Annotated in this window: 23 protein-coding genes and 1 pseudogene; 11 read left to right on the top strand and 13 right to left on the bottom strand. The window is 62.6% G+C overall.

Features of this window, described 5'->3' with window-relative positions:
* Positions 1 to 125 precede the first annotated feature (125 nt).
* The 3 genes and pseudogenes from GGI60_RS29110 to GGI60_RS29100 all read right to left on the bottom strand — a co-directional run bounded on the left by GGI60_RS29110 (position 126) and on the right by GGI60_RS29100 (position 3,325).
* Positions 126 to 1,646 (bottom strand): ABC-F family ATP-binding cassette domain-containing protein, encoded by a 1,521-nt coding sequence (locus GGI60_RS29110; protein WP_183919819.1) that lies wholly within the window; start codon positions 1,644 to 1,646, stop codon positions 126 to 128.
* 549 nt (positions 1,647 to 2,195) lie between these two features.
* Positions 2,196 to 2,372 (bottom strand): annotated as a pseudogene (locus tag GGI60_RS29105) (ABC transporter ATP-binding protein); the annotation flags it as partial.
* Positions 2,373 to 2,434: 62 nt separating this feature from the next.
* Positions 2,435 to 3,325, bottom strand: a complete 891-nt coding sequence (locus tag GGI60_RS29100) for a hypothetical protein (protein WP_246720518.1) — start codon at positions 3,323 to 3,325, stop codon at positions 2,435 to 2,437.
* Between GGI60_RS29100 and GGI60_RS32275 the strand changes: the two genes are divergently transcribed.
* Positions 3,324 to 3,527 (top strand): hypothetical protein, encoded by a 204-nt coding sequence (locus GGI60_RS32275; protein WP_246720517.1) that lies wholly within the window; start codon positions 3,324 to 3,326, stop codon positions 3,525 to 3,527. The two genes, GGI60_RS29100 and GGI60_RS32275, sit on opposite strands and share 2 nt — an antisense overlap.
* Before the next feature lie 279 nt (positions 3,528 to 3,806).
* Here GGI60_RS32275 and GGI60_RS29090 read toward each other — a convergent pair whose 3' ends face one another.
* On the bottom strand, positions 3,807 to 5,402 hold the full coding sequence (locus tag GGI60_RS29090) for an ABC-F family ATP-binding cassette domain-containing protein (protein WP_183919814.1): 1,596 nt from the start codon (positions 5,400 to 5,402) through the stop codon (positions 3,807 to 3,809).
* 339 nt (positions 5,403 to 5,741) lie between these two features.
* Positions 5,742 to 7,298 (bottom strand): helicase HerA-like C-terminal domain-containing protein, encoded by a 1,557-nt coding sequence (locus GGI60_RS29085; RefSeq protein WP_183919812.1) that lies wholly within the window; start codon positions 7,296 to 7,298, stop codon positions 5,742 to 5,744.
* A gap of 207 nt (positions 7,299 to 7,505) precedes the next feature.
* Here GGI60_RS29085 and GGI60_RS29080 point away from each other — a divergent pair, with 207 nt between their 5' ends.
* The 3 genes from GGI60_RS29080 (at position 7,506) to GGI60_RS29070 (ending at position 8,867) form a co-directional block, all read left to right on the top strand.
* Complete coding sequence (locus GGI60_RS29080) at positions 7,506 to 7,898, top strand: hypothetical protein (RefSeq protein ID WP_004679798.1); 393 nt, start codon at positions 7,506 to 7,508, stop codon at positions 7,896 to 7,898.
* 77 nt (positions 7,899 to 7,975) lie between these two features.
* On the top strand, positions 7,976 to 8,431 hold the full coding sequence (locus GGI60_RS29075; protein WP_183919810.1) for an NUDIX hydrolase: 456 nt from the start codon (positions 7,976 to 7,978) through the stop codon (positions 8,429 to 8,431).
* Positions 8,432 to 8,549: 118 nt separating this feature from the next.
* Entirely contained in the window at positions 8,550 to 8,867 is a 318-nt protein-coding gene (locus tag GGI60_RS29070) for a hypothetical protein (protein ID WP_183919808.1), read from the top strand.
* Here GGI60_RS29070 and zwf read toward each other — a convergent pair whose 3' ends face one another.
* Together zwf and GGI60_RS29060 are read right to left on the bottom strand one after the other, a co-directional pair.
* Positions 8,868 to 10,397 carry a glucose-6-phosphate dehydrogenase gene (gene zwf / locus GGI60_RS29065; RefSeq protein WP_183919806.1) on the bottom strand — a complete coding sequence of 510 codons (1,530 nt, stop codon included), beginning with the start codon at positions 10,395 to 10,397 and terminating at the stop codon, positions 8,868 to 8,870.
* Between the two features lie 166 nt (positions 10,398 to 10,563).
* On the bottom strand, positions 10,564 to 11,442 hold the full coding sequence (locus GGI60_RS29060; protein WP_183919805.1) for a LysR substrate-binding domain-containing protein: 879 nt from the start codon (positions 11,440 to 11,442) through the stop codon (positions 10,564 to 10,566).
* Between the two features lie 174 nt (positions 11,443 to 11,616).
* On the opposite strand from GGI60_RS29060, the gene speB reads away from it, so the two are divergent.
* The 6 genes from speB (at position 11,617) to GGI60_RS29030 (ending at position 17,868) form a co-directional block, all read left to right on the top strand.
* Positions 11,617 to 12,675: an agmatinase gene (gene speB / locus GGI60_RS29055; protein ID WP_183919802.1), complete on the top strand. Its 1,059-nt coding sequence runs from the start codon at positions 11,617 to 11,619 to the stop codon at positions 12,673 to 12,675.
* Positions 12,676 to 12,783: 108 nt separating this feature from the next.
* A complete protein-coding gene (locus GGI60_RS29050; RefSeq protein WP_183919800.1) occupies positions 12,784 to 13,866 on the top strand; it encodes a PotD/PotF family extracellular solute-binding protein in 1,083 nt (360 codons plus the stop codon).
* A 60-nt stretch (positions 13,867 to 13,926) separates the two neighbouring features.
* Positions 13,927 to 14,961 (top strand): ABC transporter ATP-binding protein, encoded by a 1,035-nt coding sequence (locus tag GGI60_RS29045; RefSeq protein ID WP_183919798.1) that lies wholly within the window; start codon positions 13,927 to 13,929, stop codon positions 14,959 to 14,961.
* Positions 14,958 to 15,815: an ABC transporter permease gene (locus GGI60_RS29040; RefSeq protein ID WP_096765029.1), complete on the top strand. Its 858-nt coding sequence runs from the start codon at positions 14,958 to 14,960 to the stop codon at positions 15,813 to 15,815. Before GGI60_RS29045 ends, GGI60_RS29040 begins: the two co-directional genes overlap by 4 nt.
* Positions 15,812 to 16,609 (top strand): ABC transporter permease, encoded by a 798-nt coding sequence (locus GGI60_RS29035; RefSeq protein WP_183919796.1) that lies wholly within the window; start codon positions 15,812 to 15,814, stop codon positions 16,607 to 16,609. The genes GGI60_RS29040 and GGI60_RS29035 overlap by 4 nt, the downstream gene beginning before the upstream one ends.
* A gap of 221 nt (positions 16,610 to 16,830) precedes the next feature.
* Positions 16,831 to 17,868, top strand: a complete 1,038-nt coding sequence (locus GGI60_RS29030) for an Ldh family oxidoreductase (RefSeq protein ID WP_096765031.1) — start codon at positions 16,831 to 16,833, stop codon at positions 17,866 to 17,868.
* Positions 17,869 to 17,975: 107 nt separating this feature from the next.
* Here the strand turns inward: GGI60_RS29030 and tam are convergent, their stop codons facing one another.
* The 5 genes from tam to GGI60_RS29010 form a co-directional block, all read right to left on the bottom strand.
* The gene (gene tam / locus GGI60_RS29025; RefSeq protein WP_183919794.1) at positions 17,976 to 18,746 is read right to left on the bottom strand and encodes a trans-aconitate 2-methyltransferase; all 771 of its coding nucleotides are present in this window, start codon (positions 18,744 to 18,746) and stop codon (positions 17,976 to 17,978) included.
* 95 nt (positions 18,747 to 18,841) lie between these two features.
* A complete protein-coding gene (locus tag GGI60_RS29020) occupies positions 18,842 to 20,116 on the bottom strand; it encodes a hemolysin family protein (RefSeq protein ID WP_183919792.1) in 1,275 nt (424 codons plus the stop codon).
* Positions 20,117 to 20,278: 162 nt separating this feature from the next.
* Positions 20,279 to 20,746, bottom strand: a complete 468-nt coding sequence (locus GGI60_RS29015) for a cupin domain-containing protein (RefSeq protein ID WP_183919790.1) — start codon at positions 20,744 to 20,746, stop codon at positions 20,279 to 20,281.
* Between the two features lie 40 nt (positions 20,747 to 20,786).
* On the bottom strand, positions 20,787 to 20,918 hold the full coding sequence (locus GGI60_RS32550) for a hypothetical protein (protein WP_281414071.1): 132 nt from the start codon (positions 20,916 to 20,918) through the stop codon (positions 20,787 to 20,789).
* 398 nt (positions 20,919 to 21,316) lie between these two features.
* Entirely contained in the window at positions 21,317 to 22,360 is a 1,044-nt protein-coding gene (locus GGI60_RS29010) for a zinc-dependent alcohol dehydrogenase family protein (protein WP_183919788.1), read from the bottom strand.
* Positions 22,361 to 22,608: 248 nt separating this feature from the next.
* Here GGI60_RS29010 and GGI60_RS29005 point away from each other — a divergent pair, with 248 nt between their 5' ends.
* Positions 22,609 to 23,496, top strand: a complete 888-nt coding sequence (locus GGI60_RS29005; protein ID WP_183919786.1) for a branched-chain amino acid aminotransferase — start codon at positions 22,609 to 22,611, stop codon at positions 23,494 to 23,496.
* 294 nt (positions 23,497 to 23,790) lie between these two features.
* Here the strand turns inward: GGI60_RS29005 and GGI60_RS29000 are convergent, their stop codons facing one another.
* Complete coding sequence (locus GGI60_RS29000; RefSeq protein ID WP_183919784.1) at positions 23,791 to 24,693, bottom strand: LysR family transcriptional regulator; 903 nt, start codon at positions 24,691 to 24,693, stop codon at positions 23,791 to 23,793.
* Positions 24,694 to 24,799 lie beyond the last annotated feature (106 nt).

Below are 24,799 nucleotides of genomic sequence, written 5' to 3'. Positions count from 1 at the left end.
GCCTGCCGGCACCTTCTCCCCGAGGGAAGAAGGGATATGCCGCGACGTCTCGATTCCCCTTCTACCCAACGGGGAGAAGGTGCCCGGAGGGCGGATGAGGGGGCCACATGGCACGCAACAACACATCACCCCACCACCGAAGCAAAGAACCCTTCCGGGCTCGCCACTTCCACCAGCCGCTTCTTCTCGATCAGCCAGAAGCGGTTGCCGACCGCCCGCACGAAACTGCGGTCGTGCGAGACCAGCAGGCAACTCGCCTCGTGCGCCATCAGCTCGCTTTCGAGCGCTTCCTGTCCCTCGATGTCGAGGTGATTGGTCGGCTCGTCGAGCAGATAGAAATTCGGCTCCGTCAGCCGCAGCACCAGCATGCCGAGCCGCGCCTTCTGGCCGCCGGAAAGCTGGCCGATCGGTTTGGCCTGCATGTCGATCGTCATGCCGGCTCCGGCGAGCAGCGCCCGCGCCCTGTGGTCGCCGACATCGAAGCGGCGGATGATCGTGCCGATCGGCGTGTCGCCGTCGGCAAGATCGGCGAGCGCCTGGTCGCCATAGCCGAGAACCAGCGACGGCGTCGCTTTGATCCCGCCTGGCGCCGCCTCCGGCCGTTCGATCGCCTGCTTCAGTATCGTCACCAGCCGCGACTTGCCGGCGCCGTTGAGGCCGAGGAGCACGATCCGGTCACCCTGGCGGATAAATTGCCGGCCGGTCCTGAACAGCAGCGTTTCATCCGGCGTCGTCACCACCGCATCCTCCAGCGTCACCAGCACCTTGGCATGCGTACCGCGGTTGGTAAGCCGGATGGCGCCGGCCGAGCGCTCCAGATGCGCTGGTTTTGCCGCATCCTCCAGCTTCTCCGCCCGCTGTTTCAACTGCTTCGTCTTGACGACGAGCAGGTCGCTGCCGGAATTGATGCCGATATTGTTGAGCTTGGCGGCCTGCTTGCGCAGCTGTTCCGCCGTCTTCATATCGCGCTCGTAGCGTCGCGCTTCGGCGGCGTCGGCCTCGTCGAGGGCGGCGCGCGCCCTGGAATAGGGGAGGGCAAAGACCGGCGATTGGTCGGGCCGCAGGAACAGAGTCCGGTTGGTCGTCGCATCGAGGAAGGCGCGGTCATGGCTGGAAAGGATCACCGGCACGTCGCGCGGCAGCGCATTCAGCCAGCTTTCCAGCTGCGCGATCTTTTCCAGATCGAGATGGTTGGTCGGCTCGTCGAGCAGAAGTACGTCGGGCTCGCCGACCCAGGCACGGGCCAGCATGGCGAGCCGCTGCCAGCCGCCGCTCAACTGCTGCAGCGGCCGTCGCCGCATGGCCTCCGGCACCTCGAGCGATTCCAGCACGACGTCGACGCGCCAGCTCTCGCTTTCGGCCTGGTCGGCCGGCAGAGCCTGCAGCACCGCATCGTAAAACGCCGTGTCGAAAAGGGCGGCCGGCACATTCTGGGCGACATGGCCGATGGTCAACCCGCGCGCCTTGGTGATCTCCCCCTCGCTCGGCTCGAGCGCGCCGGTGATGCAGGCAAGCAGCGTCGATTTTCCCCGCCCGTTGGCAGCGACGAGACCGATGCGGTCGCCGGCATTGACGACGAGATTAAACTTAGAAAACAACGGGTTGCCCAGCGTCACGCCGAGGTTGCGGATAGTGATGAGTGTCATGATCGTTCTCTGGTCTTGACCGGGAGCGGGGCATCCGGGGCATCAGCCATCACGGAATTGCGCCTTTCAGGCCCGGGACGTTACAGAAATGCGCGCGCAGCTCGGAGACGGCGCCGCATTGGCCACGAAGGGCAGACCAGGAAGAGATGTCGAGAAACGGTCTCTGGTCAGCCCTGCAAACGCATTTGCAGGGCGTCGACGGGACCACGCTGGCGATGATGCCGGAAGTAAGTTTGCATAGCGTGATCCTCCTTTCTCGAATGGGTTGCAGGATGGAAATACCATTGCCGGCAAAAAGAGGCAAGAGAATCGCCGGTGCGGCGCCCAAGAGAGCCTCATCCTGAGGTGCCCCGCAGGGGCCTCGAAGGACGGGGCGGGTGCGCTGGCGCCGATGGCTGCAAGAAGCAGCGTCGGAGCGTGTCCTTCGAGGCTCCGGCCTTCGGCCTGCGCGCCTCAGGATGAGGGAGGTTGGTGGGTGCCGCGCCTCCCGAAAGGCGGAGGGAATGGAGAGGTGTCGCTGGCGGGAGGCAGCGCTGCTCCCCCCTAAAATCACCCACCCACACTGGCAGCCAATTCCAGCCGCCGCTCTATTCCGATACTTTCGACAAACGTCTCGTCATGGCTGACGACGATGAGCGCCCCGTCATAAGCACGCAGCCCGGCCTCGACCGCAGCGATCGAGTCGATGTCGAGATGGTTGGTCGGCTCGCCGAGGATCAGGAGCGGGTCGTGCCCAGAAGCGTCACAATGGCTCACCATATCTGCACCAGCATTTCGCCGTTCAGAAGTCATTGGCGGCAAAGGTTACTTATTGCTCCAACCTTTTGCTGCAGATCCGCAAGGGCTTTGCCAGCCAGTTCGGTGCCCAATTGTTTGTACGTCGTGGTGTCGGCCATTTTCTCGGTCATACAGGTGCAATAGGTTTGGATTTGCTGCTGGGTAATAGCTTGGTTGAGTGAGACCTGCTTCTGAATGCACGCAAACTGGGTGTCAGCTATGAATGATTTTCGAGCTTCGCCATCGATTGCTTCGTCGCGAGAGAACACAAGCTCTCCGTAGGTAAAAAGGCCGACGAAAATTGTGACAAAGACCGCCGCGAACGTGATTGCCCCCCGAATGGCACTTGCGTTCGACTTAGCTTGCCCCCTTTTGAAAACGTTTCGTATGGCTGCAATCACAACAAATAATAGTGGAGCGGCGAGAACCTGCCCACCTAAAGCGCTAATCGTTTCCGCACTCCGAGTGTGGGCGTAGCTTGCTAATTCAAAGCCTCGACCGTTCGCGACCTGAAGTAACAAGGCGGCAGCACTAACGCCAATGCCAATATTGGCACTTCTCCAAAGGCTCCACTTTTGGGCTGCACGATGCCCGATCGCCTCTTCCATAGTCATGCCCTTCTCCTTTAAGCCGCCGCTTTCATAGGTTGAATGCGTTATGTATTGCAAGTATGGCATCGCTTTCGAACTAGCGAGATGAAGCCTTTTCATGGCGAAACGGGCTAGTGGAGCAATCGAGATTGAGCGAAGACTTGATGGCAGGCCCGAAAGGCAAAAATGCCTTGGGGCAGCCGTCGGAGCATCATCGCTGATCTGCGAAGGCTGGCCGATCTGGCGGAAGTAAGTGGTGACGGGGTTTCCGCTGTCGGGGCGCTGAAGCTTGCATGGAACATCACGTATCATGTCCCTGCCAACGAGGCGGCCTTCCATCGATATCGTCATTGACGGTGGGGAGGTTGCCGCCGCGCTCGCGGCCCGCTTCAGCCCGGAAGATGTCGCCAGCATTGCCGCGACCGTGGTCGATCTGCGTCAATACCGCCTCGAACTGATCGAGGCAGAACGGGAAAACCGCCACCGTTCACTGATTGCCACTACCGTCCATTGAGGATGCAAGAAAGCAGTGTTGCAGAGTGCTTCGAGGCTACGCCCTTTGGGCTTCGCACCTCAGCATGAGGGACGTTGGCGGATGCCGCGCTCATAACTGCGGGCGTGACAGATGCGCCGTCCCACGAGAGCCTCATCCTGAGGTGCCCCGCAGGGGCCTCGAAGGACGAGGCGGGTGCGCTGACGCCGATGGCTGCAAAGAGCAGCATTGGAGCGTGTCCTTCGAGGCTCCGGCCTTTGGCCTACGCGCCTCAGGATGAGGGAGGTTTGAGGGTGCCACCTAACTCACTGCATCACCGCCAGCCAGTTCCAGCCGCCGCTCTATCCCGATGCTCTCAAGAAACCTTTCGTCATGGCTGACGACCAGCAGAGCCCCGTCATAGGCGCTGAGACCAGCCTCGACCGCCGATATCGAGTCGATGTCGAGATGGTTGGTCGGCTCGTCGAGGATCAGGAGCGGCGGCGGCGTGGCGCCGAGCGTGCAGGCAAGGCCGGCGCGCAGCAATTGCCCGCCGCTCAGCGTCGAGACCGTCTGCAGCGCCGCATCGGCCCGGAACATGAAGCGGGCAAGCGCGGCGCGGCAGGTGTTTTCATCGGAAAGCGGATTGATCCGGCGAAAATTATCGCGGATCGAGGCCGACGGATCGAGAAGGCTGACCTTCTGATCGAGCATTGCAAAGCCGGTCATCACGGCGACCGTGCCGGCCCAGGGTTTCAACGCACCGGTTACAAGCGCCAGCAGCGTCGTCTTGCCTGAACCGTTGCGGCCGGTGAGGGCGATCCGTTCCGGCCCCGTCACATCGAAGGAGAGATCGCGGATGACGGCATCTCCCGGCCGATAGCCCGCCGTCACGGCCTCCATCTTCAGCACGACCTTGCTGGCGGGCAGCCCCGTCGGCGGCAGGCTCATCGATAGCGGCTGCAGGATCTCGATCTTCTCGCGCGCCGCTTTTGCTTCCTCCAGCGCCTCAGTGCGCCGGCGTTCGGCCAGCCGGGCATTGTCGCCGCCGGTCGTCTCGCTCCGCTCCTTCATGCCGCCGAGCAGGATGCGGGGGATGCCGCCCTTGGCCGCCTTCTTCCGCCCGGCGCTGTCCCGGTGCGCCTGGCGTTCCACCGTCGCCTGCGTCTTCCTTGCGACCTCGGCCATGCGCTTTTCGGCATCGGCGAGGTCATGTTCGGCTGCCGTAAGCTCCAGCGCCTTGCGCTCGCGATAATGGCTCCAGTTGCCGCCGTAACGCGTCGCGCCGAGCGAGGTCAGTTCAACGATCTGATCGACGCTTTCAAGCAATTCCCGGTCATGGCTGACGATGACGGCGCCGGCACGCCAGCCTGAAATCAACGCGATGACGGCCTCGCGGCCCTTTCGGTCGAGATTGTTTGTGGGTTCGTCGAGCAGCAGGAAATCCGGCTCGCTGAAGATGAGCGCGGCAAGCGCGGCCCGTGTACGCTGCCCGCCGGAGAGTGCGGCAAGCAGCGTTTGCGGCTCCGCGTCGAGTCCGGTTCGGTTGAGCGCGGCGGCGATGCGGGCCTCCAGCGACCAGTCCGCCGAGGCAAGCTCGTCGGCCGTTGCCTCGCCGGCTTCGGCACGACGCAGAAGCTTGAGCGCGGCGGCCACGCCGAAGAGATCGGCGATGGTTTCGTCAGCCGCGACCTGAACGCTCTGGCGCAGCACCCCGAGGCTGCCATTGATTGATATCGATCCGGAAAGCGGCCTGATATCGCCGGTGACAAGCTTCAGCAGCGTCGTCTTGCCGACGCCGTTGCGCCCGACGAGACCGCTGCGGTCTCTGCCGAAACTTAAATCGAGATCGGAGAAAAGCGGCCGCCCCTCAGGCGTGGCCCAGGAAATTTGCGAGAGAGTGATGGATGCAGGCATGGTTATGGATTTCCCCGTTGGCAAGGCGAATTGGCATTGCGATCGAGTTGAAATCCATTGCGGCACACATCCTGTTGAAATGGTCGATGGCGGGGAATTTAGGGAAGAAAGGCCCAAGGTTCAAGGCAGGGCAGGTATTCAGGGTGGTCGCGATCGTGCCAGCCTTATACCGGGGCAAAGGAATGGGAATTCGGCGCCCCCTCATCAGCCTTCCGGCATCGACGCGGGTGAACCTCGCGTCTCACCCGTCTTTCGAAGCACAGAGAGGAGGTCGCGGCACGTCCCCTTCTCCCCTCGGGGAGAAGTGGCCCGAAGGTCGGATGGGGCTCGGCGCGGACTCTACCGCTTCAAGCTCCCCAATATCCCGCGCACCAATGCCCGACCGACCTGGGTAGCGACCGTTCGCGCGACGCTCTTCATCGCCGCTTCGACCACCGTTTCCCGCTGGTAGCCCGATCGGCCGCGCGACTGCCCGTGGCCCTGGCGGTTGTCGTCATCGCCGCCGAAACCCGGCAGGTTCCAGCCGGAGGTCGTGCCTGGCTGCTCTGCCGCTTCTTCCTGCGCGCGCTTGGCGGCCTCGGCTTCCGCCGCCTTTTTAGCGCGCGCCGCAAGCATTTCGAAGGCGGATTCACGGTCGACGTCTTCGTCATAGATCCCGAGAACCGGGCTCCTGTCCATGACCTGCTGGCGTTCGCTGTCGGTCAGCGGGCCCACGCGGCCGGACGGCGGCCGGATCAGCGTGCGCTCGACGATCGATGGCGCGCCCTTGGCTTCCAGCGTCGAGACCAGCGCCTCGCCGGTACCGAGATTGGTGATGACGGTGGCGCAGTCGAAGGCAGGGTTCGGGCGGAAGGTCTCGGCGGCCGTCTTCACCGCCTTTTGCTCGCGCGGCGAATAGGCGCGCAACGCATGCTGGGCGCGGTTGCCGAGCTGGGCGAGCACCGTTTCCGGCACGTCGAGCGGGTTCTGCGTCACGAAATAGACGCCGACACCCTTGGAGCGGATCAGCCGCACCACCTGCTCGACGCGCTCGACCAAGACCTTCGGTGCATCGTTGAAGAGCAGATGCGCTTCGTCGAAGAAGAAGACCAGCTTCGGCTTGTCGGGATCGCCGACCTCCGGCAGTTCCTCGAACAGCTCCGACAGCAGCCAGAGCAGGAAGGTGGCGTAAAGGCGCGGGTTCATCATCAGCTTGTCGGCGGCAAGCACCGAGATCTGGCCATAGCCGTTATTGCTGGTGCGCATGATGTCCGTGATCTTCAACGCCGGCTCGCCGAAGAAATGCTCCGCACCCTGCTGTTCGAGAACGAGCAGCGCCCGCTGGATCGAGCCGACCGAGGCCTTGGAGATCAACCCGTACTGGGTAGAAAGCGCAGTGGCGTTCTCGCCCATATAGTTGAGCAGCGAGGTGAAATCCTTAAGGTCGAGCAGCGGCAGCCCGGCCTGGTCGGCGATCTTGAAGGCGATGTTGATGACGCCTTCCTGCGGTTCGGAGGCATCCATCAGTCGGGAGAGCAGCAGCGGCCCCATCTCGGCGACGGTGGTGCGTACCCTGTGGCCCTTCTGGCCGAACAGATCCCAGAAGATCACCGGAAACAGGTCGAATTCATAGTCGGCAAAGCCGATCTGCTCGGCCCGTTTCGTGAGGAAGTCCTTGGGTTCGCCCTTGGCGGCGATGCCGGAAAGATCGCCCTTGATGTCGGCCGCAAACACCGGCACGCCGGCCCGCGAAAAGCCTTCCGCCAGCACTTGCAGCGTCACCGTCTTGCCGGTGCCGGTGGCGCCGGTGACGAGGCCGTGGCGATTGCCGAATTTCAGGTCGAGATATTCCGGCTTGTTGATGCTATCGTCGGGATTGCGGCTCGCGCCGATGAAAATCTTGCCGTCCTCGATCATCCGCAACTCTCCCTTCGGCGCCCGCGCCATTTGTTGAGAAGGCTCGGGCTTGCGCCGCCTTCATCGAACCATCGTTTCACTGTTATAAGCAGGCGGAAGCATGCGGACAACTGTTTGCATGGAAAGCAAAACCGCCGTTTGAAAGCGCAGCTTGAGTTGCGATCGAACTTCGAATAACGTTGACGTTAACGTCAAAAGGAGGCTGACATGAATGAAATTGTAACCCAGATCGCCGATCGCGTGGGTATTGCGCCGGATCTGGCCGAAAAGGCGCTCGGCATGATGCTCGGCTTCCTGCAGCGCGAGGCGGCAGACGGCCCAGTCGCGCGGATGATCGAGGCGATCCCCGGCGGCGCTGATCTCGTCGCCCAGTTCAACGGCGCCGGTGCCGGCGGTGGCGGCCTGCTTGGCGGGCTGATGAGCTCTCTCGGCGGTGGCGGCATCATGGGCCTCGGCCAGCAGCTGATGGGCGAGGGCCTCGGCATGGGCGAGATCACTTCGCTCGCCAAGGAAACCATCGCCATCGCCAAGCAATATGCCGGCGAAGAGGTCGTCGACGAGGTCGTCGCCTCGGTTCCGGGGCTCAGCCAGTTCGTTTAAACGTTGGCGGAACAGAGGAGCCTCGCGGTATTCGCTGCGAGGCTTTTCTATTTGTCAGCGCCCCGAAGGAGAGCTGCATGACCGTCTGGCGCCCGCCGCAGCAGATCAGGGTGAAAGTGATCGGCCTTGCCTGGAGGGAAGATCGGCTGCTCGCCGCGGAAGTGGAGGATGACGGCGGCCGCATCAAGGGTGTTCGGCCGCTCGGCGGCTCGATCGAATTCGGCGAGACACGCGAGCAGGCGCTGCAACGCGAATTCCGGGAGGAGCTCGGGACGGCAATCCGCATCGTCGGACCCTGGATTCTTCTCGAAAATATCTTCGAACACCATGGCGCAATCGGCCACGAATTCATCTTCGCCGCCGATATCGAGCTGGCCGATAAAACCCTCTACGATCGTGACGAAATCCGCTATTCCGAGCTGGACGAGACGGCGGCGACGGCACGCTGGTTCGGCCGCGATATGCTGCGTGACTCCGGCCTTGATCTCTATCCGACGGGCCTCGAGACGGTGCTGTCACCCTGGCTTGATTGAGCCCGAAGGACGTTTTGATCTGCTCGCCAAACTTTGATCGTCCTTACTCGCTCCATAGGGAACAAGGGAGTAGATTTGCTGTTTCTGCCACATCGCCGACATCAGAAGGAACAGCATCATGCGCAGGTTTATTGAAGCAACGTCGATTGCTCTCCTCAGCCTCTCCACGCCGGTCCTCGCCCAGTCGAACATGGGCATGGATGCCAGCGGCCGGATCGACGGCACGCCGCCGCTCGGCACGGCGCCGGGCGCCGAGCCGCAAACCGGGCTGGTCATCCCGCTCGACTCGATCGAAACCGGCAGCGTCGGCAACGGCGCCCCGAGCGGCCGCGTCGACTGGGCGCGCTGTCCGCCGCGCAAGGCCCGCGGCGCGCTTGCTACGCAGGGCGGCAATAGCGGCGCTTCCGTCAACCCCGCATGCCGCGAAGGTCAGTAATCAGGCAAGGCTCTCTTTGCCGTTCTTGCCATCCTGGTGCAGGACGACGCCGAGTTCGTGCCACTTGCGCCCGTCGCGCTCGATGAGCGCATCGGCGCAGGCCGGTCCCATGCTGCCCGGCGCGTAAGCTTCGGGCGTGCTCGTCTCCCCAGCCCAGATGTCCAGGAAGGGCTGCACCGCCGCCCAGCCGGCCTCGATGCCGTCGGCGCGCTGGAAGAGCGTCTGGTCACCGATGAAGAGGTCGTAGAGCAGCGATTCATAGCCTGTGGTCTTGCCGATATCGAACTTGTCGGCATAGCGGAAGTCGAGGGAAACCGGCGTGGTATCAACCGAAAGCCCCGGCGACTTGATCGAGATCTCCATGCTCATGCCCTCATCCGGCTGAACCTGGATCACTAGCCGGTTCGGCGGCAGGCGGCGATTGACCTCGGTCTCGCGGAACTGCGCGAAGGGCACCGGCTGGAAGGTGATGACGATCTCGGTGTCGCGCGCCGTGAGCGCCTTGCCGGTTCTCAGATAGAAGGGTACGCCCGCCCAGCGCCAGGTATCGGCATAGAGCTTCAGCGCCACATAAGTCTCGGTCCGGCTGTCCGGCGAGACGTCATTGGTGTCGCGATAGGCAGGAAGCTCGACGCCGTTGAGCCGGCCGGCCGTATAGGCGCCGCGCACGCCATGCGTTTTTGCCTCCTCTGGCGTATAGATGCGCAGCGCCTTCAGCACCTTGCTTTTCTCGTTGCGGATCGCTTCGGCGTCGAAGCTGTTCGGCGGCTCCATGGCGATCATCGCCAGCAGCTGGAAGAGATGGTTCGGCACCATGTCGCGCAGCGCCCCTGTGGCATCGTAGAATTTGCCGCGGCTGCCGACATCGACGATCTCGGCGGCGGTGATCTGCACATGATCGATATAGCGGCTGTTCCACAGTGACTCGATTATCATATTGGCAAAACGCGCCGTCATCAGGTTCTGCACCGTCTCCTTGCCGAGGAAATGGTCGAGCCGGTAAACTTGGCTTTCCTCGATCTGGGCGAGGATCTGGGCATTCAGCGCCCGTGCCGAGGCAAGGTCGGTGCCGAACGGCTTCTCGATGGCGACACGGCGGAAAGTGCCATCCTTCTCGTCGGTCAGGCCATGGGCGGCGAGCTTCTCGACGATCGAACCGAAGAAGGACGGCGGCACGGCAAGATAGAAGGCGGCATTGGCATCCGGCCCCAGACGCTTGCCGATCTCGAGGAAAATTTCGTCCTTGGTGAAATCACCCGATGTGTAGCTTATGCGCGGGCGCAGGCTCTCCCAGGCTTCGTCCTTGACCGACTGCTCATCGCCGTTGAGGTGGTTGAGGAATGCGTCGAGCCGCCCGCGCAGGAATTCATCGTCGCCCGGCTCGATGCCGATACCGAGAATACTGAGATCCTCACCAACGAGGCGCTGGCGCGTCAGGTTGATGATCGCCGGCACCAGGAGGCGGCGCGTCAGATCGCCCGTGGCGCCGAAGATGACAAGGGTGACCGGCGGGGTGGGGGCAGCGTTCATGTGTCATCTCCGAGATTTGTGTCCGACTATAAAGCCTGCCGCTTCCGCCGCAACATAGGCGGCGAGGGGTAACAGGCATTTGACATTACGGGCCAGCGGTGGCCAGACCCGCTGGTTGCGAGAGGTGTGCAATGTCATGGTTGGCGCCCGATCAATTAACCAGCCCTCAGTTATGGACGAGCGAAGCATAGAACCAGTCGATGAAGACACGGACGATCGGCGTTGCATGAGCCTCGGTTCGGCAGGCCACATAGACCGCGTCGTTGGCCGGAACCGTAAGGTCGAATGGCGCGATCAGCTCGCCCCGTGCGATCATGTGCGCGGTGGTGATATTGTCGCCGAGCGCCACGCCATGGCCGTGCATGGCCGCCTCGATCGACAGGCGCGCGTCGCTCATCATGTGCTGGCGCGCCGGCATCGCAACGCCGGCGGCCGCAAGCCAGGTGTTCCATTCATTGCCGCGATCGGCGTTCAGGAGCATGTGGTCGCGCAGATCGCGCAGGGAACGCAGCGGCCGCCTGTTCATGAGTGCCGGGCTGACGACAGGGAAGAGCTCCATCCGGCTCCACAGGCGCGACCAATAATTGGGCCAATTGCCGCTGCCGTAGAGAATGCACAGGTCGACATCCGGGGAGCTCAGATTGTTCGGGTCATTCGAGGCGCGCAGGTCAAGCTGGATGTCGGGATATTGATCGGTGAACTCCTGCAGCCGCGGCATCAGCCAGAGCGATAGCACTGCCGCAACGCAGGTCACCCGTAGCGTGCCGCCGGTCGCTGGCCGGGTCATCGCGGCTTTCGCTGCTGCGATCTCCGAAAACGCGTTGGAGACGACCGGCATCAACAATGCGCCCTGGCTTGTCAGCTTCAGCCATTTGCCGCCGCGCTCGAACAGGCGCACGCCGAGAGATTCCTCCAATGTGCGTATCTGATGGCTGATAGCGCCGTGGGTGACATTCAGCTCGCGGCTCGCGGCGGAAACCGATCCATGACGGGCAGTGGCCTCAAAGGCGCGTAGCGGGTTGAGTGGCGGAAGGCGGCTGGACATGATGGACCTGTGAGAAAAACTCGCACGAAACTGCATATTAATATCAATTGATTTTCCAGCAAGCTTGCCGTTCAATGATCGGAAGAAGCCATCGGGGCTCTGCCGCAGAGCTGCAGCCGAGGACGACTGAATTCCATATCTGATAGCAGCATCATCGCACTCGAGAAGGCCGCCATGTCCTGGAATGAAACCAAGCTTTCCGAACTCCGAACCAAATATGGCGAGAGCCACGGCGGGGAGCTGCACGACCCCGAGTTCCGCAAGGTGGCCGAGAAGATCTTCAACAAGAGCGGCACCCGGCTCGCGCCCTATTCAGGCATCCCGACATTCCTCTCCGCCCCGCTCATGCAGGTCGACAACGAAAACCCGGACTTCGGCGACTTGCAGGTGGCGATCCTTGGCGTGCCGATGGATCTTGGCGTGACCAATCGCCCGGGCTCACGCTTCGGGCCGCGCGCGCTACGCGCCATTGAGCGCATCGGGCCTTACAATCACGTGCTCGGCTGCGCGCCGGTTCAGGAACTGCGCGTGGCAGACATTGGCGACGTGGCGTTTCAGAGCCGCTACCGGCTGGAATTGTCGCACGAGGATATCGAAAAACGCGTGGCGCAGATCGTGGCGGCAGGCGTTCTGCCGCTCTCCGTAGGCGGCGACCACTCGATCACTCATCCGATTCTGCGAGCCGTCGGCAAGGAACGGCCAGTCGGCATGATCCATATCGACGCCCATTGCGATACCGGCGGCGCTTACGACCTGACCAAGTTCCACCACGGCGGCCCGTTCCGCAACGCGGTGCTGGACGGTGTGCTCGACCCGACGCGCGTGGTTCAGATCGGCATTCGCGGCTCGGCCGAGTATCTCTGGGAGTTTTCTTACGCCTCGGGCATGACGGTGATCCATGCCGAGGAGATCTCAGCGATGGGCATCCCTGCGATTATCGAAAAGGCGAAGGCCGTCATCGGCGACGGGCCGACCTATCTTTCCTTCGATATCGACAGCCTCGATCCGTCCTTCGCCCCGGGCACCGGCACGCCGGAGATCGGTGGTTTCACCACCCGCGAAGTCCTGGAGCTGATACGCGGCTTCAAGGGCGTAAACCTGGTCGGCGGCGATGTCGTCGAGGTCGCGCCGCAGTATGACGCGACCACCAACACGGCTCATGCCGGCGCGCAGATGCTGTTCGAAATATTGAGCCTGATGGTGTTCAGCCCGGCAATCCGCGGCGCAGCCTGACGGCCTTGGCCGCAGCTCAAGGCGGCCCGGAATGACAAGAAGGCTGCAAAGGCCTCGATTAGATTGACAGAGGGAAGCGGCGGCGCCGCATCGGTGAGGAGAATGACCATGACGAAGTTGACAATGAACCGCCGCACCGTGCTCGGCGTCGGCATCGGTGCGGGCGTTGCCATGCTGGCAATGCCGCATGTGCTGCGCGCCCAGGACAAGTCGCTGAAGGTCGGCGTTTATGGCGGCTACTTCAAGAACTCGTTCGACAAGAACATCTTTCCGGAGTTCACCAAGGCAACCGGCATCGCTGTTGAATCCATCGCAGAGCCGACCGGCGAGGCCTGGCTGGTGCAGATGCAGCAGGCAGCCCAGGCAGGCCAGGCGCCGGCAGACGTTTCGATGATGTCGCAGGTGGCGATGCGCAAGGGGCAGGCCACAGAACTATGGGCTCCGCTCGACATTGCCAAGATCAAGAATTCCAGCAATCTGCTTGAGCGCTTCATCAACAAATATCCGGATGGCCGGGTTGCCGGCATCGGGGCAGTCTCGTGGTTCATCACGCTGGTAACCAACACCGATGTTTACAAGGAAGCGCCGACAAGTTGGACCGCACTGTGGGATCCCGCCAATGCCGACAAGCTTGGTCTGCTGGCACTCGTCTCCAACTCATTCCTGCTCGATGTGACGGCAAAGACCTATTTCGGCGGCGCACAAGCGCTCGACACCGAGGAGAACATCCTCAAGGTGTTCGCCAAGCTGGCCGAGCTGAAGCCGAATGTCCGCCTGTGGTATCGCGACGAGGCGCAGTTCGAACAGGCGCTAAAGTCGGGCGAGATCCCGATGGGACAGTATTATCATGACGTGACCGGCCTCGCCGCCGCGGACGGCCAGCCCGTTCGCTCGACCTTCCCGAAGGAGGGCGGCATTCAGGACGCAGGCTCCTGGGCGCTGTCGAAGGCGTCGAAGAAGACGGAAGAGGCGCATATCTTCATCGACTATATGTGTCAGCCGTCTGTCCAGGCTGTGCTGTCACGCAAGGTAGGCACGTCGCCAACGGTCAAGCGCGAAACGACCGACCTGAACGAGAAGGAATTTGCGGCGGTTTCTTCCGACATCGAACCGATTATTCCGCATTACGACATGTACACCTCCAAGGCCGACTGGCTGAACGAGAAGTGGACGGAAATGATCGCCGGCTGACACTGATCGTTCTTTCCCGGGCCTCGTCGGGGGCCCGCCCATCCGGTTAGGAAGAGGCATATGTCGGGACTCACGCTACAAAATATCGTCAAGGAATTCGGCGCCTTTCGCGCCGTCGACAATGTCGACCTGACGGTGCCGCACGGCGCGTTCGTCTGTCTGCTCGGCCCTTCCGGCTGCGGCAAGACAACCTTACTGCGCATGATCGCAGGTCTCGATCTGCCGACAGCGGGCCGCGTCACGCTCAATGGAAACGACATCACCAGGACGCCGACGCACCAGCGCGAGCTTGGCATGGTCTTCCAGTCGCTGGCGCTGTTCCCGCACCTGACTGTTGGCGAGAATATCGCCTATCCACTGCGCATTCGCGGCCGTTCCAAGGAAGAGCAGGCGACGCGGGTCGAAGAGCTGCTGGCGATGATCTATTTGCCGGGTTACGCTGATCGCGCCGTGTCGAAACTCTCTGGCGGCCAGAGGCAGCGCGTCGCGATCGCAAGGGCACTGGCGATTTCGCCAAAACTCTTCCTGCTCGACGAGCCACTATCGGCGCTCGACGCCAAGTTGCGCGAAGCCATGCAGGTGGAGCTCCGCCAGCTTCATCAGCGGCTCGGCATCACCACGATTGCCGTGACGCACGACCAGCGTGAGGCGATGACCATGGCCGATACGGTCGTGGTCATGAACGGCGGTCAGATACGCCAGGCGGCGTCGCCGACCGAAATTTATCGTCGACCGGCAGACAGCTTCGTCGCTGATTTCATCGGCCAGACAAATCTGGTCGAAGCCAGGCGAGAGGGCGGCGCGGTCAATATACTGGGGCAGCCAGTCACCGCCCTGTCGCTGTCGGCGGGCGTCGAGCGCGCCACGCTCTCGATCCGGCCGGAAGATGTACGCCTGGGCCCGCCGAAGGCCGGTGCACTGACGGGCGAGGTCACCTTTGTGCGCGATCTCGGCGGGGTCATCGAAACCTTTGTCAATGTCGGCGGTCAGCAGTTCATTGCGGTCTCTACGCCGCGCGAGCGCCCTGACGTCGCGGTGGGTCAGAAGGTGGGCATTGCGCTCACCGACAAGGACTGCGTGGTGCTCGAGCAATGAGACGCGATGCCCCGCGGACGCTTGGCGACTATGCCCCACTAGCCTTCCCGGCGATCATGCTGATCGTCTTCTTTGTCGTGCCTTTCGGCACGATGATTTCCGTCAGCTTCTTCAAGCGCCAGCAGGGCGGCTTCTACACGCCTGATTTTGTCTTCGACAATTATGTCCGCTTCCTCTCGGCCTTCTTCGGCGGCGTGCTCAGCTTCTCGCTGATCCTTGCGATTGCGGTGGCCGTTATGTGTGTCGTTCTGGCCCTGCCTTTCACATATCTGCTGATCCGGATGAAGCGGAGCACCCAGGTGGTCTGGCTGGTCGCACTCCTTTCGATCCTGTCCCTGTCCGAAGTAATCATCGGTTTCGCCTGGTCGACGCTGTTTTCGCGCACGGCCGGCATCACCAACCTGTTCGTGTGGCTCGGCCTCATGCAGCAACCAGTCGCCCTGACACCGAGCGTCGGCGCCGTATTCACCGGCATGGTCTATCAGGCCTTCCCTTATACGGTCCTGGTGCTCTACCCGGCGCTGGTGCGGCTTGATCCGACCCTGTCTGAGGCCGCGCGCACGCTCGGCGCTTCGCCTGTCAAAGCCTTCTTCACCGTTGTAGTACCGGCGCTGCGCGATACGATCGTCGCCACGCTGATCATGGTCTTCATCTTCGCGCTCGGGTCCTATCTGTTGCCGCAACTGCTCGGCCGCCCGCAGCACTGGACCCTTTCCGTGCACATTACCGACCAGGCGATCTATCAATCGAACATGCCCTTCGCGGCTGCGATGGCGGTGTTCCTGGTGTTGGTGACGCTGGGCCTTGTCGCGCTGACCCTTCTCGTTGGCCGCCGGGGAGGGGCCGTCGCATGACCATTCTCCGCAACGTTTTTTTCGGGCTGGTCGGGCTGTTTCTCGCTCTGCCGCTGATCGTCGTCGCCGGCGTGTCGGTCAACGCCAAGCAGAGCCTCACCTTCCCACCGCAAGGCTTCTCGCTCGGCTGGTACGGTCAGATCTTTCTCGACATGGAATGGCGCAACGCGCTAATCGCGTCACTTGTACTGGCGCTGTCGTCGGCGGCGCTGGCGGTGCTGATCGCCTTGCCGCTCGCCTGGTTCCTTTGGCGCCGCTACGCGCCCTGGGCCAACATCTTCCAGTTGCTTGGCGCGGCGCCCTTTACCCTGCCGCCGGTTATCACGGCGCTTGGCCTGCTGACTTTCTGGGCCACGACCGGATTTTACGGCCAGCCCTGGACGGCGGTGATCGGCCACGCCATCTTCTTCGTCACGCTGCCGCTGGTGACCATTTCGCTCGGCTTTTCGGCCATCGACCGCTCGCTCGTGGAGGCCGCCTCGACCTTGGGCGGCGATGATCGTGCCGTGTTCCGAACCGTCGTTCTGCCACTGATCTCGCCTTACATCGTGTCCGGCTATGCTTTTGCCTTTGTGCTGTCGCTCAACGAATATATCGTTGCCTACATGACGGTCGGTTTCACGCTGGAAACGCTGCCGATCAAGATCTTCAATTCGCTGCGTTACGGCTACACGCCGACCATGGCGGCGGTGACGGTCCTGTTTGTGGCGACGGCAGCGATCGTCTTCAGTCTCGTCGCACGCTTCGGCGACCTGCCGAAACTGCTGGGCGCGATGACCTCCAGCGAACCCTGATCGAGGCAATCCGTCGCCGCGACGGAACGCCAGGGCGTCCTGCTGTTTGCCTCTGCCGCCATGGGCGTCGCGGCGGCGATCATTTGATGAACATCCTGAAAGTCGCACTAACGGCAACGATGGCGCAACTGGGCTGCAGGACAGTTGAAGACTTTGCCGCGTGTGGCGCTCAAAGAAGGCAGGGCGGCGAAAACCGAGCTTAATTTCGGATGGAGAATCGCATGACTGAAGCCGTTATGATGAGCGTGGAAGCTCTGCAAAATCGAGTCCTTGCCATCTTCGAGCGCGCAGGATTGAACAAGATCCAGGCGGCGGCTCTGGCGCATGTCATCGTGGCCGGAGAACGCGATGCCTGCAAGTCGCACGGCATTTACCGCATCGAGGGTGCGCTGCGCACGGTAAAGGCCGGCAAGGTGAAGCCCGATGCCGTTCCTGCTCTCGCGCCGGATGACGGCAGCGCCATCGTCAGAGTCGATGCGCAGGGCGGTTTCGCCAATGCGGCGTTTGAACTCGGCGTACCCGCGCTGGCGGAACGCGCAACGCGGCTCGGCATCGCCGCCATGGTCATCAACGACTGCTCGCATTTCTCGGCCCTGTGGCCAGAGGTCGAGGCGGTAACCGCGCGCGGTCTGGCAGCATTGGCGATGTGCCCGAGCTATGCGACGGTTGCCCCATCCGGAGGCAGCAAGCCTCTGCTCGGCACCAATCCGTTTGCCTTCGGCTGGCCTCGCAAGGACCAGCCGCCCTATGTGTTCGATTTTGCCACTTCGGTGGCCGCCCGCGGCGAGATCGAACTGCACCGCCGCGCCGGCAAGCAACTGCCGGAAGGTTGGGCGATTGATGCTGCCGGCAATCCAACCACTGACCCGGTTGCTGCCCTCGAAGGTGCAATGATGCCCTTCGGCGGCCACAAGGGGTCCGCCATCGCCACCATGATAGAGTTGCTCGCCGGCATCATGATCGGCGATCTCACCAGCCCCGAGGTTCTAGACTACCTCGGCACGACGATCTTGGCGCCGTTCCATGGCGAACTGATCATTGCAATGTCACCCGAAGCCTTCGCCAAAGGCCGCCCCGGCGACCCATTCGCGCGCGCCGAAGTGCTCTTCGAAACGATCGTCGGACAAGGTGCGCGGCTTCCGTCGCAGCGCCGCTTCGCCGCGCGCATCCAATCGGAAGCCAAAGGTATCAGCCTGACCGCAGCTGAGATTGCCCAACTGGATGCGCTGTTGGCGGGCGGATTGGCTGCCGTTAACTAGACGAATGCACGTTGCGCGGAAATGTGCAGCGGCTCCGCGGGCAGCGACAGATTGATCGACACAAGCTGCGAAACCATTGGTGCGAGTGAGCATCGGGCCGCAGCCGGTTATTTCTTCACCGCTACCATGAAAATCCGCGGGAACCGCAGCAGCACCCGCCCGTCCGACAGCTTCGGATAGGCCCTTTCCACCCGTTCCCGATAATCGGCCAGGAATGCCTCGCGATGTCTCTCGCCGGCATGGGCGAGATAGGGCATCAGCCCGGTGCCTTTCACCCATTCGACGATCGCCGCCGCATCCGCCATCGGGTGATTGTAGATGGTGTGCCAGATATCGATGCGCGCCGCCTTGGCAATCAGCCTGGAATAATAGGCGGAGGGCGGAGCCAATGGCTGGCGGCGCACGCCCTTTTCCTCGAAGGCGGCCTTCCACGGGCCGGCATGGGCGCTCTCTTCCATCGCCAGATGCGAGGGTTCGCCGAGATTGTCGGGCATCTGCACGGCAAGAACGCCGCCTTTCGAAAGGCCGTCCATCAGCCGCTCGAAAATGTCGAGATGATCGGGAAGCCACTGGAAGACGGCATTGGCAAAGAGCAGATCGGCGGGTTCCTTCGGCTGCCAGCTGCCAAGATCCGCCTCGACGAAGGCGATGCCGGGAAGCCGCTTGCGGGCCGCCTCCAGCATATTGACGTCGCTGTCGAGGCCGGAGACGCCTTCGGCGCCATAACGCTCGATGATGAGTTCGGTCGAATTGCCTGGCCCGCAGCCGAGGTCGACGGCGCGGCCGATGCTCTGCAGCGGCACCTGCGCCAGGAGATCACGCGCCGGTCGCGTGCGCTCGTCCTCGAATTTCACATATTGGCTGGCGGACCATGCCATGGCGTACCTCCCGATGTCAGACCACATTTCCCGTGGCGGATGCCGATCCTGTCGGTGTCCCTTCGTCGAGCTTGACGATCTCAAGGCGCCGGCTTTCACGCCGCAGACACAAGTATCTTGTCCACGCGCCTGCCGTCGAGATCGATGACTTCAAAGCGCCATCCGTCTCGCGTGAAGCTCTCACCCAGTTCCGGCAGATGTTTCAGCTCTTCCAGCACCAGGCCGGCCACAGTCTGATATTCGAGATCGTCGTCGAGCTTGAGATTCAGGAATTCGGCGAATTCGTCGATCGGCGTCCAGCCGGACACCAGGTAGGAGCCGTCGTCGCGGCGAGCGATGGCCTGCTCGTCGACCGGCCCCTCCTGCAGAGCGCCCATGATCGCTTCCAGAATGTCGCCCGACGAAACAATTCCCTCGAAATGGCCGTACTCGTCAAAAACCAGCACCATGTGTACCGGCGATTTCCGGATCGCTTCGATCACATGAATGGCGGTTGAAAGGTCTGAAACCACAGGAACGTCTTGCGTCAGGGCCTTGATATCGACACTGCCGTGTTCGGACATCGAATCGTAGAAATCCTTGACCGGAAGAATGCCGATTACCTCGTCCGAACTGCCTTTTCGAACGGGCAGCCGAGACCGCTTCGTCCGGTGCAGCTGAGCGCGAATTTCGTCAAGGCTGTCGTCGATATCGATGATTTCGACGTCGCGCCGGGGCGTCATAAGCGCCCGGGCGGTGCGATCCGCCAGCCGCATGACGCCTGAAATCATCGCGGACTCTTCGCTTTCGATCACGCCCGCGGACTGCGCCTCGGCCAGAACTGTCTTGATCTCCTCGTCGGAGACGTTATCGCCGCTTTTTCCTGTCTGGCCCAGCAGCTTGAGAACCAGGTTTCCGGAGGTGTTCAGAAGCCACACGAGGGGCAGGGCGATTCTTGAAAGCACCGCCATGGCGGGTGCGACCTTCGCCGCGACTGCTTCGGGTTCCCGCAACGCGATCTGCTTCGGAACAAGTTCGCCGACGATGAGAGAGAGATAGGTGATCGCGACGACGACCGAACCGACGCCGACAGCGTCGGCCGCCGCCGCCGACATTCCCTGTGCTTCCAGCCATCCGGACAGACGGCCGCCGAGCGTGGCCCCTGAGAAGGCGCCTGAGAGAACGCCGACCAGGGTGATGCCGATCTGAACCGTGGAGAGAAAGCGGCCGGGGTTTTCGGCAAGTTTGATGGCCTGGGCCGCACCCTTGCTGCCATTGTCGGAGAGAACCTTCAGGCGGGCTGTTCGAGAAGACACGACAGCCAGCTCAGACATGGCGAGCACACCATTGAGAATGGTGAGAAACGCCACAATTCCAATTTCCAGAAACACAGGGACCCTATTCGTTATTAATCAGGCGACGCGGCGAGGCGTTCGACGAGGCTATATATACGCATCGCCGATCGTCTTCCATCGTCGTTTAAGATCGATGTCGGTTCCCTCAGTCTTTGGAAATGCCTGAGACGGCAAGCGCGAACCAGGCGGAAGGTCTCATCACGCCGCCAGGATGGTAATCCCATAGGCATTGGCGGCCGCCGTCATGCGGGCGATGGTTTCCGCCGAAGGGCTGGTCTGCGGTGGCTCGCTTGCGCCTTCCGCTTCGATGAATTCAGCCATGTCGCGATCGACGACAGCGGAAAACACCGCCGGAACGTTTCCGCGGTTGGCGTAGCCGTGCACCATGAAGGGCGCGATGGTGACGATGTCGCCGGCGCCGGCCTCGATCTCCTCGGGGCCGTTGTCGGTCAGCCGCCAGATCGTCAGGCATCCCTCAAGGATGCGGAACACCTCAGGGCTTGCATGAGCATGTTTCGGTGTCCGGCTGCCGGGCGGCACGGTGACGTCGAAGACGTTGAGCCAGGTTCCGCGGATGCGGACCTGTCGTTCGATCCGGTCGCCGAGGACGAAAAAGCGTCGTGCCTCTTCGCCGGCAGGCATTGTCACAAATGAGTTGGACATCATGTCTCTTTCTTCTTCTTGGTTTTTGTTTGCGCGGCAGCCGTTAAAGCTTGCCGCCGCCTTTAACAACAGCCCTGTCGTCGTGGCTTGCGACGATCTCCGTCGGCAAGCCGGTGACGGCGATATCGGTGCCGCCGGCCATTTTCGCAAGGCCCGCCGGCTGCGACGGCCGCATTTCCGGCCGCCCGCGCCTAATTCCGGCGACACAGAAGAGGCGCACAGAACGCGGCGGCTGTTCCGGCCGTCCGACGCCACTGGAGCCTCGGCGAAGGCGCGATCCATTGGCGCGCGCTCTTTGCAGTCCGAAGGACGGGCGAGACCCGCGGCTCGCCCAGGCTGGTGCCCGAAGGGTCGGATGAGGGGGCCACACGGCACATCCTATCTATTGCTCTTCGCTTGCGTTCAGCGCATCGCGGCTTCGCCGCGCACCCCCTAATCTGCCTGCCGGCACCTTCTCCCCGCTGGGGAGAAGAGGCGTGTAGCACTCGCCTTGCTTCCCTCTTCAGTCGGAGGAAGAGATAAACGCCGTTTTCTGCCTCCCGTGCTTGCCACAGGCGAGAGGCCGGACTTCTCTCACGAAAACTGCGTGATGACGCTGATTCCCGTCCCCTCCGCCTTGTCGAGCACCATCAGCGCCGGCACGGCCTCCTCGAGGCTGATGCGCCGTCCGATCAGCTTTTGCGGCGCGATCTTGCCGGCTGCCAGCATCGACAGCATGGCGTCGTAGCGCCAGGCCTGCATGCCGTGGCTGCCGTAGATCTCCAGCTCGTTGCTGATCACTTGAGCCATCGGGATTTGCGGTGTCGCGTGCTCGGCAAGCATCAGCCCCACCTGCACGTGACGTCCGCGGCGGCGCAGGTTCTTGATCGAGTTGAAGCAGGTGGTGGGATGGCCGAGCGCGTCGATCGAGACATGCGCGCCGCCCTTGGTGATCTCGCGCACCGCCTCGGCCACGTCGGCAACGCTTGAGGCATTGACCGTCGCCACCGCCCCGCACTCTCTGGCAAAGGCGAGTTTCTCCTCCGATATGTCGATGCCGATCGCGTTGGCGCCGAGCGCAGTGGCGATCATGATCGCCGACAAGCCGACGCCGCCGCAGCCATGCACGGCGATCCATTCGCCGGGTCCGGTGCGCGCATGGTCGGCGACGGCGCGAAACGAGGTGGCGAAGCGGCAGCCGAGGCTTGCCGCCGTCGCATCGTCGATCGTATCCGGCAGATGCACCAGATTGGTGTCGGAATAGTCGATCGCCACATATTCAGCAAAGGAGCCCCAATGGGTGAAGCCCGGCTGGAACTGGTTCGGGCAGATCTGCTGGTTGCCGGAATGGCATTCGCTGCAATGGCCGCAGCCGGAAACGAAGGGCACGGTCACCCGGTCGCCCACCTTGGAGCGCATCACGCCGCGGCCGGTGGCGACGACTTTTCCGGCAAGCTCGTGCCCCGGCACATGCGGCAGGCGGATATCGGGATCGTGCCCCATCCAGCCGTGCCAGTCGCTGCGGCAGAGCCCGCTGGCGCCGACCGCTATGACGACGCCATCCTCTGTCGGCGTCGGATCGGGGAGGGTGCGGATTTCGGGGGCCTGCTCGAAGGCTTCGTAATACATGGCTTTCATCGGCGTCCTCCTTCACGTCTCTCCGCTCAAGCGTCCATGATGCCATGCGGCAGGCAGCCATTCCAACAGAGATTCCATCATTTTTGCTGATGCACCCGTCGCCCACGCCGCAGTTGTCGCGCACGAATATTGCGGCCCGGCGCCATCCCCCGGCATTTTCTTGCTTCCGTATTTGCGGCCGGGATTTGTCCTTGACCCGGCTTGCCGCCGGGGCTTTTGCTTTCCCGGATATGCAAGGGAGAGCAGCAATGGCCGTCGATACATCACCGCGTTCCACCACCTGGACTCACGTCGATGGGGAATGGCTTCCCGGCAATCCGCCGCTGATCGGGCCGACCTCGCATGCCATGTGGCTCGGCTCCACGGTATTCGACGGCGCCCGCTGGTTCGACGGCATCGCCCCGGATCTCGATCTGCATTGCCAGCGCATCAACCGCTCGGCGCTCGCCATGGGCCTGAAGCCGGTGAAGTCGGCCGAGGAGATCGTCGCGCTCGCCTGGGAAGGCGTTGGCAAATTCGATGGTGCGACGGCGATCTACATCAAGCCGATGTATTGGGGCGAACACGGTTCGCCCGGCAGCATCGTCTCTGTCGACGCGGCATCGACCCGCTTCGCGCTCTGCCTGTTCGAGGCGCCGATGGGGCGTCATGGCGGCAGCAGCCTCACCGTTTCGCCCTATCGCCGCCCGTCGCCGGAAACGGCGATGACCGAGGCGAAGACCGGTTCGCTCTATCCGAACAGCGGCCGCATGATCGCCGAAGCCCGCAGCCGCGGCTTCGATAATGCTCTGGTGCGCGACCTGAACGGCAATGTCGTCGAGACCGCCTCTTCGAACGTCTTCATGGTCCGCGACGGCGTGGTGATGACGCCGGCCGCCAATCGCACCTTCCTCGCCGGCATCACCCGCGCCCGCGTCATCGGCCTGCTCCGCAAGGCCGGTTTCGACGTGGTGGAAGCAACCCTGGCCGTCGAGGATTTCCTGGCCGCCGATGAAATCTTCACCACCGGCAACTATTCCAAAGTCGTCGGCGTCACCCGCCTCGACGACCGCGATTTCCAGGAAGGCCCCGTCACCCGCAAGGCGTTGGAGCTCTACATGGACTGGGCCCACGGAAGAAGCGAAAGTGAAGAGTGAGCAGCGGCCCCGCGGAGAGGGAGCAATCGATCCAGTGAATCGATTGCAACGACGAACGCGGAGCGCAAGCGCAGGGCCGGCGCGATCCCGCCGGCAGAATTGAGATCGGGATACACCCCCTCTGCCCTGCCGGGCATCCGCCACAAGGAGGGAGATCGGATGGGCGCGATGGCTTCCCTAAACAACGGGCCGTCATGAGCCGTAAATGGAAGGCGAGGCATGGCTTCCTGCCAATCTCCTCCCTAGCGGGGGAGATGCCCGGCAGGGCAGAGGGGGCGGCTACACTCGCGCCCCTCACGTCATCCACTTCCGATGCTCCGCAAACCTCTCGGCCAAGAGGTCGATGAACAGCCGCACCTTGGTCGGCAGGTGGCTGCGGTTGGGATAGACGGCGTTGATGTTGAATTCCACCGGCCGGTAGTCCGGCATGATCTTCACCAGCCGCCCTTCGGCGATGTCGTCGAACACGACGAAGCTTGGCGCCAGGAAGATGCCTTTTCCGTTGAGCGTCAGGAAACGCAGCATCTCCGCGCTGTTGGAGACGACATTACCGCCGATCTTGACGCTCTCCTTGCTGCCGTCGCCATCCTCGAAGCGCCATTCGTCGCCAAAGGGGTAATAGGCATATTGCAGGCAATTGTGATCAGCGACCTCGGCCGGCTTCTTCGGCATCGGATGGTTTTCGGCATAAGCCGGTGAGCAGACGAGCATATGGCGCCAGGGCGTCAGCTTGCGGGCGATGAGCGAGGAGTCCGGCGGCGGCACGGTGCGCATCACCAGGTCGTAGCCATCCTCGATCATGTCGACCATCCCTTCGCCGACGCTGAAATCGAGCGAGATCGACGGATAAAGCTCCATGAACTCGCTGACCACAGGCAGCAGGAAACGCACGATGGCGCTGCTGGTATAGACCTTGAGCGTGCCGCGGGGCGTCGTGCTGAGCGCGCCGGCCGTCCGGTCCGCCTCATCGAGTTCGGCGAGGATCTGCGACGAGCGCTCATAATAATATTTGCCGGTTTCGGTGAGGCTGACCTTGCGCGTCGTGCGGTTGAGCAGCCTGACACCGAGCCGCTCCTCCAGCGATTGCACATGATTGCCGACCATGGTGACGGACATGTTGAGCCGGCGCGCGGCAGCGGAAAAACCGCCGCATTCCACCACCCGGCCGAAGACTGCAAGGCTTGTCAGCCGATCCATATCGCCCTCGGATTATCCGCTGAGAGTTGATGATCCTTCCCGATATAAGCAGATTATCAAAGTGAATGGCAGAGCGCATCTTCCCTCGCATCGAACAAGCCTCGCC

This window comes from Rhizobium lentis (assembly GCF_014200175.1).
Classification (GTDB): Bacteria; Pseudomonadota; Alphaproteobacteria; order Rhizobiales; family Rhizobiaceae; genus Rhizobium; species Rhizobium mulingense.
The sequence above is the reverse complement of the archived record's forward strand: the minus strand, read 5'-3'. Positions and strand labels throughout refer to the sequence as shown.

What these genes read in the sequence shown, in the direction of transcription:
- GGI60_RS29110 (WP_183919819.1), bottom strand. Translation starts at nt 1,646, where the DNA reads ATGACACTCATCACTATCCGCAACCTCGGCGTGACGCTGGGCAACCCG.
- GGI60_RS32275 (WP_246720517.1), top strand. Translation starts at nt 3,324, where the DNA reads ATGTCCCTGCCAACGAGGCGGCCTTCCATCGATATCGTCATTGACGGT.
- GGI60_RS29100 (WP_246720518.1), bottom strand. Translation starts at nt 3,325, where the DNA reads ATGATACGTGATGTTCCATGCAAGCTTCAGCGCCCCGACAGCGGAAAC.
- GGI60_RS29090 (WP_183919814.1), bottom strand. Translation starts at nt 5,402, where the DNA reads ATGCCTGCATCCATCACTCTCTCGCAAATTTCCTGGGCCACGCCTGAG.
- GGI60_RS29085 (WP_183919812.1), bottom strand. Translation starts at nt 7,298, where the DNA reads ATGATCGAGGACGGCAAGATTTTCATCGGCGCGAGCCGCAATCCCGAC.
- GGI60_RS29080 (WP_004679798.1), top strand. Translation starts at nt 7,506, where the DNA reads ATGAATGAAATTGTAACCCAGATCGCCGATCGCGTGGGTATTGCGCCG.
- GGI60_RS29075 (WP_183919810.1), top strand. Translation starts at nt 7,976, where the DNA reads ATGACCGTCTGGCGCCCGCCGCAGCAGATCAGGGTGAAAGTGATCGGC.
- GGI60_RS29070 (WP_183919808.1), top strand. Translation starts at nt 8,550, where the DNA reads ATGCGCAGGTTTATTGAAGCAACGTCGATTGCTCTCCTCAGCCTCTCC.
- zwf (WP_183919806.1), bottom strand. Translation starts at nt 10,397, where the DNA reads ATGAACGCTGCCCCCACCCCGCCGGTCACCCTTGTCATCTTCGGCGCC.
- GGI60_RS29060 (WP_183919805.1), bottom strand. Translation starts at nt 11,442, where the DNA reads ATGTCCAGCCGCCTTCCGCCACTCAACCCGCTACGCGCCTTTGAGGCC.
- speB (WP_183919802.1), top strand. Translation starts at nt 11,617, where the DNA reads ATGTCCTGGAATGAAACCAAGCTTTCCGAACTCCGAACCAAATATGGC.
- GGI60_RS29050 (WP_183919800.1), top strand. Translation starts at nt 12,784, where the DNA reads ATGACGAAGTTGACAATGAACCGCCGCACCGTGCTCGGCGTCGGCATC.
- GGI60_RS29045 (WP_183919798.1), top strand. Translation starts at nt 13,927, where the DNA reads ATGTCGGGACTCACGCTACAAAATATCGTCAAGGAATTCGGCGCCTTT.
- GGI60_RS29040 (WP_096765029.1), top strand. Translation starts at nt 14,958, where the DNA reads ATGAGACGCGATGCCCCGCGGACGCTTGGCGACTATGCCCCACTAGCC.
- GGI60_RS29035 (WP_183919796.1), top strand. Translation starts at nt 15,812, where the DNA reads ATGACCATTCTCCGCAACGTTTTTTTCGGGCTGGTCGGGCTGTTTCTC.
- GGI60_RS29030 (WP_096765031.1), top strand. Translation starts at nt 16,831, where the DNA reads ATGACTGAAGCCGTTATGATGAGCGTGGAAGCTCTGCAAAATCGAGTC.
- tam (WP_183919794.1), bottom strand. Translation starts at nt 18,746, where the DNA reads ATGGCATGGTCCGCCAGCCAATATGTGAAATTCGAGGACGAGCGCACG.
- GGI60_RS29015 (WP_183919790.1), bottom strand. Translation starts at nt 20,746, where the DNA reads ATGATGTCCAACTCATTTGTGACAATGCCTGCCGGCGAAGAGGCACGA.
- GGI60_RS32550 (WP_281414071.1), bottom strand. Translation starts at nt 20,918, where the DNA reads ATGCGGCCGTCGCAGCCGGCGGGCCTTGCGAAAATGGCCGGCGGCACC.
- GGI60_RS29010 (WP_183919788.1), bottom strand. Translation starts at nt 22,360, where the DNA reads ATGAAAGCCATGTATTACGAAGCCTTCGAGCAGGCCCCCGAAATCCGC.
- GGI60_RS29005 (WP_183919786.1), top strand. Translation starts at nt 22,609, where the DNA reads ATGGCCGTCGATACATCACCGCGTTCCACCACCTGGACTCACGTCGAT.
- GGI60_RS29000 (WP_183919784.1), bottom strand. Translation starts at nt 24,693, where the DNA reads ATGGATCGGCTGACAAGCCTTGCAGTCTTCGGCCGGGTGGTGGAATGC.